Source organism: Flavivirga aquatica (assembly GCF_001747085.1).
Classification (GTDB): Bacteria; Bacteroidota; Bacteroidia; order Flavobacteriales; family Flavobacteriaceae; genus Algibacter_C; species Algibacter_C aquatica.
Genome location: NZ_MDJD01000054.1, coordinates 182,022 through 199,152 on the forward strand (window position 1 = coordinate 182,022; position 17,131 = coordinate 199,152).

The window sequence follows — 17,131 nt, forward strand, 5'->3', positions numbered from 1 at the left end:
CATTTAAGAAATAACTTCTATTAAATCTTTTCTAAAAATGGCAATTGGGTTTTGCAATTTTCCTGCAAACTGAAGTAATGCAACGGGATCGTCTAAATCTATCATTTGTTTATGATTATTAAGCTGAAGCCTATTTAAACACGACAAATGAAAATCTGAAGCAAATAGATCGTACTGTTTAAATTTTGTTTCTTTTTCTGGATAACGCTCTTGGTAATCTTGAATATTCTCTGCAACTGTTCTCCAAAATTTTGTTTCAGGAAAACTAGCATGTTCTTCTAAAATATGAGACATAAACCTAAAGAAACCATCAAAAATATCTGTAAATATGGATAGTAACTTAACATCTTCTGGTACTGGTGCATACATACGTTTTAAATGTTCTGGTAATTCCATTTCTGGATTTAAAATACATGCTTCTTCTGTTATATCTTTTAATAAAGTGTTTACTGGTATATGGTTATCGAGTACCATAATAAGATTTTCTCCATGAGGCATAAATACCAAATCGAAATGATAGAAACAATGTAATAATGGACTTAAATAGGCTTTTAAATACTTACATAACCAGACTTCTATGGATAATCCAGATGCTTCAATAATTTTAGGTAATAAGGCATCTCCTTGATCGTCTATATGTAGGAATGCTGCCATTGTCATGAGTTGTTGCCCTTCCTCTATTGCTGTTACTGGGCTTTCTCTCCATAAAGATGCCAGCATTTTGTTATAGTCATTATGTGTTCCAAATTCTTCAAAATACGGATTCACATAACTTACCGATGCTATTTCTCCTAACATTTTAAAGCCTGTTTCTTGAATATATGGATCGTTATACAATAGTTGCTCTAACCAAACTGCCATTTTTGGGGCTGTTCCTAAATAGTACAAAGGAAGTCCACGCATAAAGCCCATATTTAAAATAGAAAGTGCTGTTTTTGTGTAAAATTTATGGGGGTTTGTACTATTAAATAATGTTCGCACAGATTGTTGCGCTAGGTATTGATCTGGTCCATAACCCAAACAAATTAAATTTCCCATGGCAATCTCTGGAGAAAATATGTTCGCTAATTTGTTAAACCATTGCCAAGGATGCATGGGAATAAAAAAGTAATCGTTGGGGTTTAAACCTTTATCTTTTATAATGGTATTAAAGGATGTTATGGTTTCTGTATCTAACTCTTGTTCCATCAATTTGGCATATGGCAAATCTTCGGTCGCTGCATATACCGCTCTACTTTTATGTCCTGCCAACCAAAGTAGCGAGAAAGAATTTCCGCTTTCTGGAGCATAAGTTCTATAATCACTACTATCAAACCCTATTCGCCCATTATTGGCTACAAACCCTGGGTGACCTTCGGTCATAGATTGTTCTATGGTTTGAAAATCTGCATTAACCAGTGCTTTAGACCTTGGGTTTCCTTTTGTTAATTTAAAAGCACTACCATATAATGTGCTAATAATTTCCTCTAGATAAACTGGCATGTGCTTATCACTAATTGCTAATTGTGTTTTAAACTCTTTTATAAATAGCACAGCATCTAATGCTTTTGGTTGCCCTGCTTCACTCTTTTTAATTGATGTTGTTTCAATCCAAAAATGATTCATAGCTAATGGTTTCGCATTAAATTGATAGTGAATATCACTATGATCTGTTTGAATTTGATAATGATTCCAACCTTTATCTAATTGCTGTAATACTTTTGGTTTTATAAGAAGTTCATGGCTAAATTCACAAATTGCTTTTTTTACTAATAAAGTATTTGCTTTAACCCAGATTTTAGATTGTAAATGACTCACAGATTGTTGGGGAGATACAGCGTTGTCTAAAGTATTCATAGCGCTTCTTTTATTTATTTGGGGTATTGATGTTAATTTTTGAAAATGGGTTCTGGTTAAAAAAGCCAATTGAGCTGTTTTATGAGGTAGTTCTACTATTTTATCTAATCGAAACCCTATACGCTGGCATAGCGCAAACATTTTTTTATTTCTAATATCGGGTTCTACTAAAATGCGATTAATGGTTTTATCTTGAAATATAAAATCCATAATGGTATTGAATAAGTACCACGTAAAATTTGGAATTCTTATAGTGGGCGGCGCTACTATAATATGAATACCACAATCGTCTTGTTTATTCGAGTATAAATCCCCTATAATATCTTCTTGGGGATTGTATTTTTCTAATACGAAAACGGTTTGCTCTTTGTATACGCCTACAAAAACATCGTAATGGTCTGGTTGCATAAGTTTAGCATACTCCTGTTCCACTTGCGGTAATGTGTAACCTTGCATACCCCAAAAAGCAGCATATTCCATATTTACCCATTGGTGTAATGTTTCACTATCTTGAGTTATTCTATAATGACGTATCTGGATCTCTCCAAAATCTTTAAAAGATTTATTAAATAAATAATTATTAATGTATTTTATATTGTCTTTGTTCTGTTTCATCCAGATATAATTATGTTTTTATCATGCCTTTTGGAGACTTAACTTTTAATTGTATTTTGAAAATTAAATAGTAACACACTAAAGTGATTACAAAACCTACCAAGGCTACTATAAAAGGTATTTGTAACCCTTTATTTTCTACTATTAATCCAACAGTAAGTGAGGATAGTAATACTCCTAAATTCTGAAAAAAGTGTACTTTACTATAGTCTAAAGCATAGGATTCTGGGTGGCTTAATTCAAATAATAAAACATCAAATTTTACTACGCCTTGAAAAATAGCCCAACCATAAATTATTCTACCTATAATAATGATACTTTCAAAAGGAAGTGCTTGTAAAGACAAACCAATTATCCCTAATAATAAGGCTGGAATAATACCTTGAAAACGTGTATTATCTATTTTCTTTTTAGTATTTATCCATAAAGCGACTAATGCCACAAAACCAGGAATTGCATACATGGTTCCTGAGATAAGTTTAGAATTATAAATAGAAATACTTTCCCAGTATGTTGCAAAAAATGGACGAATTAAAAAATCACTGAAATAAAGGATCATGGTTACCAGTCCTATTTTAAGGATAAACCCTTTTGGAATAATATCTTTATTTATGGGGCTAGCTGGTGTTTCTTCTATTTTTGAAACCGTATATTTTTTACTTTTTAGCAAATAAGCACTCATTCCCATTTGAATGAAATCGCCTGCTGCCATGATTAAAAAAATATAACTAGCATCAATTAAGTCTACGGTTAACCCACCTATAACGGCTCCTAATATACCTCCCAAATGCACCACAACGGATAATACCCCAATGGTGTCTGGATGTTCTTTTTTTGTGATGATTTTTAAAATATAAGGATATACTAACAGGTAGCTTCCTTTAAATAAAACCATGACTAGAGAAATAATCCAAAAATTGATGTACGATGTTGTCCAAAAACAACAAAGCGCCAACATACCTGCTATACATTGTGTGTATACCAAAATATTAAGCTCTGCTACTTTTTTTGATACATAGGCCCAAAATGGAAAAGCTAACATTACCATAAAGCATATTGCTGCAAAGTAATATCCAACATATACCGGATTACTAACTCCAAAGCGAACTTCAAAAAATTGAGGATAAAAAGGATGCAACAAATAATCGCTTACTACAGCCACCAAAGTCATTAGGATTAAACGTTTTTTCATAACACAGGTTCATGCATTTTAATCTCTTCTTCTTCGGTTACATTAAATTGTTGGAATGCAATTCGCTTTTCTATAGGGTAATGGTCTACACCTGTTAATTCTTTAATAATAAATGAGTTTCTGTAACATGCCATCCCTAAATCTGGTGTCACAAATCCATGTGTGTGTAATTCTGCATTTTGTACAAAAATATCTGTTCCTATATGGTCGATAGCATAGTTACGGTGTACATTATATCTTCCTTTTTCATCTCTACGAATTCTATCTTTAATACCTTCTATAAATTTAGGTTCTTGATACTCGTAACCTGTAGCTAATACTAAGGCTTCTGTTTTATGTTGATAATACTTATCTTGTTCATTCTGGTGTATTTTAAGATAGAAACTTTTTAAAGCAGCATCGTAAGTGGCATGTTTTAATTCTGAATTTGTTCGAAGGTTAATTGAAACTTTATTTGTTACTTGCTTTGTGTATATTAAATCATAAATGTTAGCAATTAAATCCTGATTGATTCCTTTATACAAATGTTTTTGATTTTTGATTAAATCGTCTCTTTTTGCTGAAGGTAAATTGTAAAAGTAATCTACATATTCTGGAGAAGTCATTTCTAAAGTAAGTTTGGAATACTCTAGAGGAAAAAATCTTGGAGAACGTGTAACCCAGTTAAGCTCGTAACCTTGGTCTATGCCTTGCAAAAGGTCGTAAAAAATTTCGGCGGCACTTTGCCCGCTTCCTAAAACTGTAATTGATTTTTTTTCTTGTAATGCTGATTTTTGGGACATATATGACGATGAATGAATGGCTTCATCCTTTAAAAACTTACAACAGTTAGGTATAAAAGGTTGTGTACCTGTACCTAGTATTAACTTTTTTGTTTTATAAATTTTATCTTCATTTGTTTTTGTACATTTAGATAACACTGTATAATTCTTTTCATCTTCATTATAAGTGATTTTCGTTACCTCTGTTTGAAAATGAACGTTGGATAGTTTTTGTATAGCCCATTGGCAATATTGATTGTATTCGTTTCGAAGTAACAAAAAGTTTTCTCGGATATAAAAAGAATATATTCGCCCTTGTTCTTTTATATAATTTAAAAAACTGAATGGATTTGTTGGATCTGCAAGTGTTACCAAATCTGCCATAAATGGAATTTGAAGCGTTGTATCTTCTAACAACATTCCTGGATGCCAATTAAATTTTTCTTTTTTATCTAAAAAAATGCCATTTAGTGTGCTTATAGATTCTGTTAAACAGGCTAATCCTAAATTCATTGGCCCCACTCCTATCGCTATAAAGTCAAGTATATTATTTGTGTTTGTATCCATTTTTAATTCTTATTTTTATAATTACGACCTGTATCTTTAATCATTTGGATGATATTTAATAAATCATCTATAGTACTTTTAGGGTTTAATAATGTAAATTTCAAGTACACTTTTCCATTTAATTTTGTACTGGCTACTGAAGCTTGACCTGAATTAAAAAGGGTATTTTTAACGTATAGGTTAATGGTATCATGAAGAACTTCTTCTTGAATGCCTTGTCCTTTATATCTAAAAACTAGTGTACTTAATTCTGGTTTGTGAGCGATTTCAAAATAAGGGTCGTCTTTAATACTATGGTATAAGTCTAAAGCTAAATAATGCACTTTTTCAAGAAAAGAACCTATTGCCTTATCTCCTGTCATTTTTAATGTAAACCAAAGTTTTAAAGCATCGAACCTACGCGTGGTTTGTATTGATTTTTCAATTAAATTTGGACAGTCCTCATCTCTATGTTCCAAAGGATTTAGGTAATCTGCGTAGTAAGAGATGTATTTAAAATATTTTGTATCCCTTACCAAAAAGGCACTAGAACATACGGGTTGGAACATGGTTTTATGGAAATCGATCGTAATAGAATCTGCTAATTCTATACCTTTTAAATGTTCTTGATGGGTTTCTGTTAGTATATAACTTCCGCCATAAGCACCATCTACATGAAACCACATATCATATTCATTAGTAATTTTAGCTATCGTTTCAAGCGGATCGAAACTTCCAAAATCTGTTGTTCCTGCTGTTGCTACTATAGCAATGGGGATGTTGCCTAGTTGTTTTTCTTTTTCGATAGCCAATACTAATGCATTGGGATTTATTTTCATTTTATCATCTGTCTCTACAGGGATTACAGCGTTATACCCCATACCTAATAGCGCTGCATTTTTCTTAATACTAAAATGTGCTTTTTCCGAGCAGAAGAAACGAAATTTAGAAACAACACTAGACCACCCATTCTCTTTTAAATTCAATCCAAAATGTTTAAAAGCATAATGATCTCTTGCTATTAACAAAGCCATAAAATTAGATTGTGTACCACCGCTTGTAAATACACCATCAGAAATAGTAGGTAATCCCATTTTTGAACATATCCATTGGATTATTTCTTGTTCAATTAATGTCGCAGATGTGCTTTGATCCCATGTTTCGATGGCTGTGTTTACAGAAGATGCTATTATATCTCCCACTACTGCTGGTAATAATACAGGACAATTAAGGTGTGCTACATAATTTGGATGGTGAAAACCTATGGCATGATCTAGATATAATTCCTTGATTTCTTTTAAAGTATCATCAATAGATAGTGTGCTATTAGAATTTGCTGTTATTAAGTTTGTCTTCGACCTAAGATTACTAGGAGACTCTCCACTATAAAAATTTTCATTATTCAAAAAATTAGTAACATAATGCACTGTTTTTTGAATGTATTCTTCGTATGTGTACTTAGATTCTGGAGAAAAAAACTGATTGATTTGCTTATCTGTAACTAAGCGATTTTCTGTGTTTAGGAGCATATTATTTTTATTTAATCTAAATAAGTTTTGCGAATTTAGAATTAAACTAAAACAGATTCATGACGTATGTTGGATAAAAAAAGACGTGGAGTAAATCAATTCTTATTTTAATAACATCTTATTCCTCAGGTTAAGGTATCGTTTCCCCTTTTGCTACTATAATATATAACTTTATAACAGTACATTTTATATATGAATTAATTTCCCTATTCTTTTCTTACGTATTTTGTATCGAATATTAAAAGATAAAATCTTTCACAAAAAGAAGACCGTCTTTTCAAACGATCTTCTTAAGTTATTTTGAACCCTATTTTATTTAATTTTCAGAACACTCTGAAAAATATTAAAAATTTAGTTGAAAATTATTTTCGCATTATATGTATCCAATGCACTCTTAGCTTTTAAGATATGTAATCCATGTAATTTTAATCCTTTTATGTTTATATTTCCATTAAAAAAGGTAGCATTATAAACTCGTTTTCCTGTCAAATCGAAAATAGAAACTTCAACATTTTCATCTATTCCTAAATCAAAACTCAACTCATCATTAACAGGGTTTGGAAATGACTTTACTTCTAAATTATCATTAACTTCTTCTTTTAAATTATCATCAATCGCAACTTGTTTTGATGATTTAGATACTTTTTTCCAAGTACGTACCCAATCCACCATCATAACTTGATTAGGAATAGTTGCAGAACCAGCAGGTTTTTTTGCTATTTTAGTATTATCTGAGGGTCTTGTGCTACTTGCAGGACATACTCTTTGTGCTACAAAAGGTTTACGTAAACCTAAAGACAAAGCAACATGATAAGGCTTTTGCTTAAAAAAATCATTCACTCTTCTTGCAACTTCTCTACCATTAACATACCATATAATGCTAGCACTATCTATATAAACACCGTAAGTATTAAAATTAGCAGCATTAGAAACAGAAGATTTTTTTTTGTAAGTAGGATTATTAGAAGGTCTAACAAATTTTAATTTACCGCCTACCTTTCGTTTAGAATGCACACTATGTTGCGTTTCATTTTTATTACTGTTTCCTTGAGTAAGCTCTACAACATCTACTTCGTTATACGCCACTCCTCCAACCAAATTGTTTTTTTTAGGATCGCTAAATAACCATAGCGCAGGACTAAAACCAGGGAATCTTGTAACACCTTTAATTCTTCCTTCTAGAAAAATTCCTCTTTTTACATCGGCTACACTTATAACTCCTTTACTTTTTAGCATTCCAGAGCGAAAGTAAAGTTTACCTGGCTCTTGTGTTCCAGCACAACTATTAGGAATTCTAGCATTAAAACCATTTTTTTTATGTACTGTACTAATTGCTGTAGCAGATCCATTATAACTTATGTTATTGCCATTATCCCATTTCCAAACTGCTGCTTGATCTGGTTTTTTTTGCCATATACCACCAGCTCCTCTTCCTTTTCTATTAAATTCATCTGTAAAATTAGCCATTGATTGCCAAGCTTCCCCAGACGGTCTTCCATTAGGTCTATTAACAGCCTGTGAAAATCCTTGTACTACTATTAAAAGCAATAGTAAAAATACCATTGCTTGTTTTCTTATTTCATTCATAAGTTTAGTTGTTTTTTTGTCTTAATTAATAGTTTAAATAGGGTCAAAATTTTAATTAAATTACGAATTACAATTAATATATAAACAAAAGTAATACATGCTTTGAAGAAAAATAATATAAGTATATATTAAATTATTGATAATCAACACATTACATTATTAATGAAATTTTCACAAAAACGCACATATTAATCCTAACCATCTAATAATCAATATTTTTTGTAAGAAAAAAGATTAATTATACTATTTAGTTATCAAGAAGTTTATATTCTAAATATTTTAAAATCCATCTTAACATTCCCCACAATAAATTCATAAAAAAGAATAATAAATTAATATACTTTACTAAAAACCACAGATATTTAAAATTAAGTGTATTATTCTGAAAACATAAAAACTATACTCTTTAAAATCAATTAAGTTAAAAAGACAAGAGCCATAAAAGAATGATATTATATATTTTTTTTTCAGAATTTTAAAATAAGTTCAACTACTCCATAAATAAATATTCAAGTTTACGTTATTTATAAAGTTTCATTTAACTTACACATAAAAACTTCCTGTTTTTTATATATATTTATGTCAAATCTAAACCAACTACCCTATGAGCATATATCTTGATGAATTGGAAAATAAAAGTACACTCTCCAATACTGAAAAAAAAGAAACTCAATCCATTCAATTTGAAGATAAAAGAGCTAAAAATTCTAAACAGAATCATATTCAAAGTACTATAAATAATAGTTCCAGGGTTGTTTCACAAAAAGAAAAAATGGATAGTATTTCTAGCGCTCCTATTCAAAAAAAAGAAAATAAAACAGGTTTACCAGACCAATTAAAATCTGGTATAGAAAATTTATCGGGCATAGATATGAGTGATACTCGAGTGCATTACAATTCTCCTAAACCTACCCAATTACAAGCCCATGCCTATGCGCAAGGGACAGATATACATGTTGCATCTGGTCAAGAAAAACATTTAGGACACGAAGCATGGCATGTCGTACAGCAAAAACAAGGCAGGGTTAAACCTACTACGCAATTAAAAGGTGTTGATGTAAATGATAATATTGGATTGGAAAGAGAGGCGGATATTATGGGAGAAAAAGCAATTCAAAAACCAGGCACAAAAAATTTACAATTAAAACCAATAGCTTCTACTAGTTCGTCTGCACAGCTTAAAACTATACAAAGAGCACAAAATGATGCTGAAAATGAAAAAAATGCGCGTACTAATTGTGCTTTAGTAACTATTGCTAATTTAACGGGTAAAGATAAATCTTCTGATGTAAGTGGTGATCTTGAACAGGATAATCAATTTTTCGTGAATTATATGAGAAGTTACGATGACAGGTTAAAAAATATAGAAAGTAATGAAGAAAACGACATGGACTTACAAACTATGGGTATGATTGCTTGGGTTTTTAAAGATAAAGGTGCTTATCCTAAAGGATGGACGGCAGAAAAATTTGAAGCTTCAATTACTGCGCTTGCTACAGAAAAAGAACCTAATGTAAATGAGCCTCGCACAGTTTCGGATGCCGAAGATGAAATGAAACTCTATGATTCTGGTACTAAATTTGCAGTTCAATGTACTGGTGCTGGTGGTATACTTTCACATTGGTTAATTGCTGAAAATAAAGATGGTACTATAAAATATATTGACGACCAAGCCAATCGTCCTGCTCGTGCCGCAAATGTTGATGATGTTTCTAGCGATTTACAAGAAGATTCTGTTAAAGGTTCTGTTAGAGGTTCTGTAGATTTTGGTTCAGATTTTGGTTCCCTGGATGGAGGATCGCGAAGAGGGTCTTTAGAAAGTTTGTCTGATCGTTCTGATATAGAAGATTCGCAAGGAGGTGATTTAGCGAATCTTCCTGAAGCGAAACAAACTCGAGGAAATCTCTGGGTAAAATCTGGTAAAGTGGGCGATATAAAAGAATTTCTTTCCCCTAATAAAGAAAAAGAAGTTGCTCGTATTAAATATGAGGATATGACAGCTAGTAAGCCTTACGATACTCCTGTTTGGTTTAGAGATGATACAGCTGCAGGAGAATTAGTAGCTGTTAAGGCTGATGCCATAATTTCTATTATTCCTCAAGTTTAAAATAAAAATAATTTTCTTCTCAAGAACAAAGGCTAAATAATTATAGCCTTTGTTTTTTTATAAATATTACTTTTATTGAGGATAATTTTAAAGTTGAAAAGACGAGTACACATCGTTTGGCGTATAGCTTGTTTTTTAACTCAATTCTTTGTTGGCAAATCGGCTTATAGTTCTTGATTAGTTCTTCAAAATCTAATTTAATTATTTCCCAGTCTTTATCCTTATAACAGTTTGGTGTAAAATCATCCTCAGCAACATAAAAATCAATAATTTGAGTTAATAATTCGTCTTTAGAATAACCATATGGATTTCTTTTCAGGTAAAAATCTATCAAATTATCTAATGTGAATATATCTAAAATCTCGTGAATGTCCCAAAAATCTTTTTTCCTACCACCTTGAGCAATTATTTCAAGCTTCATTGCAGACACTTCTTCAATACTTGCAAATCTAATATTTTGTTCAATACTACAAGGAAATACGAAAGGTTCCGTATAAAATAAATCTAATTTTACTAAATCATATTTGTTATTACCTATAAAATAAGATTTTCCCATTCCTACATCTCCAATAGTAGATGTTTCTACATAAGGAAATCTGTCATTTAAGACAAAGAATAAACAATTAATTTTGATTGAGCACTAAACTAAATCAAAAAAATTGACCACTTTGCAAATAGACATACGACCTTAGATTAAATATTAATTGCCCAATTTGCTATATAGCGTTGTAGGTAGTTCTTATTACTTTATTTTTTTCTAATATGTCCTTTTACATAAACTCTTTTTCCTGATTTAGTTTTCCTATAATGGCCTTTAAAATAAGTCGATCCTGATGATCTAGATCTACCAAAACTTTTATATTTATATTTTAAATATTTGTTCTTTCAGTTCAAAAACCTTATGGTTGAGAGCGTTTATTTCTGTACCTAAACTATCAATTTTTACATTTTTCTGACCATAAGTCAGTGATCCGAATAATAGTAAAAAAGAACTACTTTGCTTTTCATAAAACAAGTCCTACACATTAATAAAGCACATTCATAAACTTTAACTTACAAAATGTAAACCATACTAAATCGCAAACATTTCAAATATAAAACTACCCTCTCACCTACTTACTTCTTTTTACCAATTCATTTTTATAAACCTTTACACCTCCCTTTGCAATCTTAAAAGCCGCTTGAATACACATTAAAATACCATAAAAACTAATACCATGTTTCCAATGGATTTCTAGGTGCATAACATCTGCTTTATATAATTCTTCGATACCTATAACAATTAAACCTATAGAAACGATAAGGTTTACATATGAGTTATCTAATATTTTAGATAAAAATGGTATTATATTTTTCATTTTATATTTACTGTAATTTTATAGCTTATATCTGTTTAACTCTAAGCACGCTTTAATAATTTAAAAATTGAACAGATATTCTCTAAGCAATATCCACATCTTCTTCCCCTGCATCTGAAAATGAAATTGAACCTGCCCAAAGGCAATCGCAAGTACTTCCATCGTCTAAGGCACTCATTCCGTTAATAGCAACGTCTGCTATTCCAGGAGACCAAGGTGTAACCGTACTTGGTACACAAGGTGCTGGAGTTTGCACACCACTTGCTGCAGCTGTTGCTGCTATTACTGCTGGATTGGTTGTGGACGAACATTCTCCAAAAGTCATAATATTTACTAATGGAATATAATCGTTAACCGTGGCAGCAGGCATACTATCTGCATTCACTTCATTTGTTGGTAATATAACTAAACTAGATGTTGCTGTTCCATAAGAACAGGACATTGATGCACCACTGCATACTAGATTTGCCATAAGTTTTATTTTTTAATTTAGGGTTTTATTTGATTTTTCGTATTCTCTTTTTATTCCTGTCATAATATTAGTAAAGTTAATTTTCTTTTCTCCTTTACCAGCTGCTTTTATAGCACAATACCTTAGCACATTAATCATTTCCCCACCAGACAGCTCATAATCTTTAGCAATTGTATCGATAACTTGTGGTCCTTCTTCTATTTCGAAAACACTACTCACCATATTTTCCCATAAACGTTTACGCTCTTTATATTTTGGTTTAGGAAAATTGATAGTGCTCTGGAAACGTCTTAAAAATGCCTCATCTATATTAGTCATCAAATTGGTTGCTAAAATAACTAATCCGTCAAAATTTTCAATACGCTGTAATAAATAGGCAACTTCCTGGTTGGCATGCCTATCGTTAGATGAATTTGTTTCTGTTCGTTTACTAAATAAAGCATCGGCCTCATCAAAAAACAGAATCCATCCTTTAGATGATGCGACATCGAATAAACGTCCTAAGTTTTTTTCTGTTTCTCCAATATATTTGGAGACAATCATGGATAAATCTATTCTAAACACGGGTTTGTTAATAGATTTCCCTAATAAAGTTGCTGCTAACGTTTTTCCAGTTCCTGGAGGGCCATAAAACAGTACTTTATAGCCTAGTTTTAAAGTTTTATCTAATTCCCATTCATGCAAAATTAAATCGCTATGCTTAAGCCATTGTTTAATTTCTATTAATTGATCTTTTATATTAGTCTCTAATATAAGATCTGCCCAATCCATTTTGGTAGTTATTTCTTCTGCTGGAAATCTGGAATTATATTTAGGTTTATATTTTTTACTGGTTATTATAATTCCTAGATATTCTTCTGATAGTTGTAAGGCTTCATGAAGCTCTACAGGTTGCTTTTTTGCTTCTAAAATCCCCTCTTGATATAGTGTATTGTTTTCATAAACGATTTTCATAAATTCCAAACGCTTTTGAATATCGTTAGCACCTCCCAGAAGAAAACAAACGGTTTCTAAAGTGGGACTAAAGCCTCCTTTTTTCTCATCTTTAACGCCTCCAAATTCTGAAAACTCCACATCCAGAGATTTATTTTTTATTAAAAACAAATCTAAACTCTGGGGTTTTAAATGTCTTACCATAGCCATGATTAACATAAGGCGCTCTTCAAAAGACAAATTGTATTTCTTTAATATTTGTGAATATCCCGATGTATCATTTTCTGTAACCTGTGGTGGGGTTAATTCCTTTACAGATTTGTATTGGCAATCATTATTAAAATAAAGTGCTAACGCAGTATCTATAACGGCTTCTATCCACTGTATTTCATACTGTAGTATTGTTTCTATTTTTTTACTGGTTAAGATCTCCATATTACTTCTAATAATTTTTGCATCCAACTTAATTTTAATTGCCCTATGGTCCATGGAATGTTATCTAACAGCATGTCATACGACTTTTCTTCAACTACAAGCACGTATTTTTTTTCTTCTACCGTTATCCTCCCTGGTCTACATAAAAAAGAAACTCTTAAACCTTCTACAGAGGTATTCCCAATAGCGCTCCAATGTGCTATAATTGCTTTAAGCAAACCATTATCTATCATTTCTTTTTCTTCCAAACTTAAAGACATAGCATGTGGTATAGGTTCATGTATATCCAGTCCGCAGATTATCTTATTGAGCAGTAATTCATGCTCTTCGGCATCGGTTTTCCCTGTAGTCGCGTACTGGAGTATATAAATAGCTTTATGTTGACTCTCTTCATTTTTAAATACGCCGTTTTCCAATAAACCTAAGCGCTCAAACAACATATAAATATAAGGTCCCAATATAACCATACCTGCATTTTCAATAAAAGCAGATTCTCCAATAGTTTCTTCTTCAATAACTTCTGGAACAATTTCTTTATTTTCTTTTTTAATATATTCTTCTTTTTTATCCAAAAAGAATTGCATCTCGTTTACGATATGCTCTGAAGTGGTATTATTATATACCACTGCTTCAGATATTAATTGAGGTAATGCATTTGAGTGTTTAATGGAAATGATACTCTCAAACAGAAGCAAACTCCAATCTCTTATGGACCAATTAGCTGTCTGGCTTATGGCTATTTTTAATAATAGCTTATCTATAAAATGATTCCAAACCACTTGATAGTTCTTAATTGTAATTTGCTTTCGAAATTTTTTAAAGATTTCAAAAATGGTAAGCAACTGCGACCTTTCTGATGCAGATAAAAATAAGGAAACCACTTCTTTCTGGGCATTCGTATTGAGTTTACTAATGAGCTGTTTTCGAAATGAAGCTTGTTTTATATGAAACATTAATTCCTGAGATCTGTTTTTATAAATAGTCTCCAGGTTATTGATAAGCTCTTTTGTTAAAGACATTGAAATAGCATCTTTCCATACTTTTTCACTTTCAATACTTTGAATCAAATCTTTATATACTGCCTTTGGTTGTTCTACGACAGTTAATAACCAAGACTCTAAATTTTTAGAATTATTATATACCTGTTTGTCATATCTAATTCTTCCTAAAAGTAATTGATATAAATCTTCTTTTGTTACCGATAGCATTTCTGCTAGCTTATCAATAATAAAAGCTGTTATTTTAGAGACCTCAACATGTTTATTAGCATGTATATATTCTAAAAACAGATATTCTACTGTTTTGTAATGGGTTGGTAATATATTTTTAACTCCATATAAATCTTTATCTAAAAGGGTAAAGAATAATTGTTTTGTAGCTAATACAGATTGGGTAACCGAACTATTAACTTGTTTAATAAAAACATTATACATGTTATCGTCCATCAAATCGACAATCACTTTTTGATGTTTCGATTTTTTAAACCAAGAAACAAATCGTTCTGGGTATTGATTTAATACATAATAGATGGATTCTTGAAACGATACAAATAATTTATCTCTTGTCCACCAAGGTAATTTGCCTGTATTGAGGAAATATTGCGTGACATCTAGATTATATCTATCGTTATTTCTTCTTTTATTCGAAACCTTATGTGGATTCTCTGCTAATTGATCTAAAATTGATTTTATAAATTCGGGAATATGCTTAGCTATGTTTTCTTTTTTAAGAGCAGCTAATAAAAGGGACTTTTCTATCTCATGTTTTACTGAAAATAATTCTAATAATTCTTGAATACTATCATGCAAATCTTGTTTTCTGCGATTAAATAGTTTTTCTTTTATCGTTTCAATAAACTCTTGATATATTTTCTCTGGAATTTGATTCGCAGTTCGCTTTATATGTTTTAATACTGAAGGTTTCTCTTGATGCCTTTTTAAATCTGATATTTTAATCGCTTTAAGCACTTCTATAATCTTAGCATCTAAATATAACACTTGAGAAATATGATACATTTGTGACAGGACGACTTCTACATTTTCACCTTTAGAACCTAATTCTACCAATCGTTCTTCTATCCATTGACTTAGTTCTTGCTTAGTACAATTTTTATCTTTAGCATATATTTCCAGTAATACGATTGTTAGTTTATAAGAAGCTTCGTTATAATTATTTTCTGCTAAATGGGTTTGGAATTCTTTTAATGATAGAATCGCTTTTCCTTTATAATAGCTATATAATTTTTTAGAGAACTTAAAAAAAATAGTATTGTAAGTGTATTCTACATCCTCTCTTTTTTTACTTTTTGCTACTTTAATATCCTTTACAAATGCTAATATTTCTTTTCGATATTTAAATCCTTTTTCATCTTTAAAAGCTTCCAAAATGAGAACAAAGGCTTTATCAATAGCTATTTCTTTTATAATTTGATGTAAAAATACTACGATTGTATGAGCTTTTCTTTTGTTAATCGCAACATAAGTATTCAAAACAATTTCCCCTAATTGTTGCTTTAAACGTTCTAAAGTAGCAGATTTAATCGATAATTTATTTGATAAAGTAACCATTTGGCTAAAAAACCGAACCATCACTGCCAATACCACATGATTAGCATGAATTACGATCTTATTAATTAAAGGTTCTGAAAAATGATTGGTTAATTGGTTAACATGAAAACTATCTTTAATCAATTCGTAAAAAACAGCGTAGAATTTTGCTGGTTCTTCTTCTAGTATGGCTTCTACATTTTTAGAAAAAATATTAAACGTGGCCATTCTACTTTCTGCAGGTAAAGATTGATGTTCAATATAATACCTAAAGACCTCTATAATATTTAAATCGTTGTTTGGTTTGGTTATATCATTAATAGCAGATTCTCTTCTATCTACTTCTTCTTGCAACAATATTACTATTTTGCCAAAATTAGGTATAGCACTTATTCTTTCTTTACTTTGTTTAACTCCTAAAACAATTTTTTTAAGCAAGTCTTTATAAGTCAAATTATATTTAACCGCAATTTTATGAATTAGGTATTTTAAAAAACTGGCTTGATTGGAATATCCAGTTATTTCTGTAAAAATATAAGCTAATGTAATTTCCCATATAGCATTTCGAAAATAAGCCTTGTTAATCTCTATTATGCCATAATTTTCTTGATATTGCACAATATCTCTACGAGATTGATTAATATATACACCGGCATCATCCTTAATAGCAATAACAATCTTCTCTAAAGCAGTGTCTTGTAATTGGGAAATTAATCGCTTTCGTATGCTTTCTTTTTGCCCTTCTTTTTTTAAAATAGCGACTAATTCTTCTTTATTATTACGTAATGCCGACTCTAAAAGTTCTATGGGCTTGGTAGAAGATGGTGTGTCCCATTGTAAATAGCCATTTTTTAGAAAAAAAACGAATTGATCGATTTGCTTTTTATAAATTGGCTTGCGCTTCCCTTTTATTAAAGAACCATTATCGTAAGTGTTATTCTTAAAAAAATTTATAAAAGCTTCTTCTATTTTATAGCCTAATTCACGATCAAAATTTGACGCCGAAATGGTTCCCAAATCTAATACAATATCATTATATTGATCTAAATACTCAGGTACATGATATATATCCATTACTTTTTGTAAAATATTTTGGATACTATGTTCTTGAATTTGACTTACTCTTGATTGATAGGTATATCCTTGTGAAGCATCTTCTAATTCTATTTCATACTGCTGACTTTTAATAATATGTGTTTGGTCATCTTTCAAAA

11 protein-coding genes are annotated in these 17,131 nt (G+C 30.8%); 1 reads left to right on the forward strand and 10 read right to left on the reverse strand.

Annotated elements, in window-relative coordinates; all coding sequences use genetic code 11:
- Nucleotides 1-3 precede the first annotated feature (3 nt).
- From A8C32_RS15180 to A8C32_RS15200, 5 genes are all read right to left on the reverse strand, one after another.
- Nucleotides 4-2,451, reverse strand: coding sequence for a GNAT family N-acetyltransferase (locus tag A8C32_RS15180; protein ID WP_069831267.1), 2,448 nt, complete (start codon nt 2,449-2,451; stop codon nt 4-6).
- A 10-nt stretch (nt 2,452-2,461) separates the two neighbouring features.
- Nucleotides 2,462-3,643: an MFS transporter gene (locus A8C32_RS15185; protein ID WP_240491765.1), complete on the reverse strand. Its 1,182-nt coding sequence runs from the start codon at nt 3,641-3,643 to the stop codon at nt 2,462-2,464.
- Complete coding sequence (locus A8C32_RS15190; RefSeq protein ID WP_069831268.1) at nt 3,640-4,971, reverse strand: lysine N(6)-hydroxylase/L-ornithine N(5)-oxygenase family protein; 1,332 nt, start codon at nt 4,969-4,971, stop codon at nt 3,640-3,642. Before A8C32_RS15190 ends, A8C32_RS15185 begins: the two co-directional genes overlap by 4 nt.
- A 2-nt stretch (nt 4,972-4,973) precedes the next feature.
- Complete coding sequence (locus A8C32_RS15195; protein WP_069831269.1) at nt 4,974-6,479, reverse strand: pyridoxal phosphate-dependent decarboxylase family protein; 1,506 nt, start codon at nt 6,477-6,479, stop codon at nt 4,974-4,976.
- A 351-nt stretch (nt 6,480-6,830) separates the two neighbouring features.
- Nucleotides 6,831-8,066: a T9SS type A sorting domain-containing protein gene (locus tag A8C32_RS15200; protein ID WP_069831270.1), complete on the reverse strand. Its 1,236-nt coding sequence runs from the start codon at nt 8,064-8,066 to the stop codon at nt 6,831-6,833.
- A gap of 604 nt (nt 8,067-8,670) precedes the next feature.
- On the opposite strand from A8C32_RS15200, the gene A8C32_RS20040 reads away from it, so the two are divergent.
- The gene (locus tag A8C32_RS20040; RefSeq protein ID WP_083253378.1) at nt 8,671-10,173 is read left to right on the forward strand and encodes an eCIS core domain-containing protein; all 1,503 of its coding nucleotides are present in this window, start codon (nt 8,671-8,673) and stop codon (nt 10,171-10,173) included.
- Between the two features lie 40 nt (nt 10,174-10,213).
- Here the strand turns inward: A8C32_RS20040 and A8C32_RS15210 are convergent, their stop codons facing one another.
- The 5 genes from A8C32_RS15210 to A8C32_RS15230 all read right to left on the reverse strand — a co-directional run bounded on the left by A8C32_RS15210 (nt 10,214) and on the right by A8C32_RS15230 (nt 17,129).
- Nucleotides 10,214-10,729, reverse strand: a complete 516-nt coding sequence (locus A8C32_RS15210) for a nucleotidyl transferase AbiEii/AbiGii toxin family protein (RefSeq protein WP_069831271.1) — start codon at nt 10,727-10,729, stop codon at nt 10,214-10,216.
- Between the two features lie 556 nt (nt 10,730-11,285).
- Nucleotides 11,286-11,531, reverse strand: a complete 246-nt coding sequence (locus tag A8C32_RS15215; protein ID WP_069831272.1) for a hypothetical protein — start codon at nt 11,529-11,531, stop codon at nt 11,286-11,288.
- 82 nt (nt 11,532-11,613) lie between these two features.
- Nucleotides 11,614-12,003, reverse strand: a complete 390-nt coding sequence (locus A8C32_RS15220; RefSeq protein ID WP_069831273.1) for a DUF4280 domain-containing protein — start codon at nt 12,001-12,003, stop codon at nt 11,614-11,616.
- Nucleotides 12,004-12,015: 12 nt separating this feature from the next.
- The gene (locus A8C32_RS15225; protein ID WP_165605852.1) at nt 12,016-13,371 is read right to left on the reverse strand and encodes an ATP-binding protein; all 1,356 of its coding nucleotides are present in this window, start codon (nt 13,369-13,371) and stop codon (nt 12,016-12,018) included.
- Nucleotides 13,359-17,129, reverse strand: coding sequence for a contractile injection system tape measure protein (locus A8C32_RS15230; RefSeq protein WP_069831274.1), 3,771 nt, complete (start codon nt 17,127-17,129; stop codon nt 13,359-13,361). Before A8C32_RS15230 ends, A8C32_RS15225 begins: the two co-directional genes overlap by 13 nt.
- Nucleotides 17,130-17,131 lie beyond the last annotated feature (2 nt).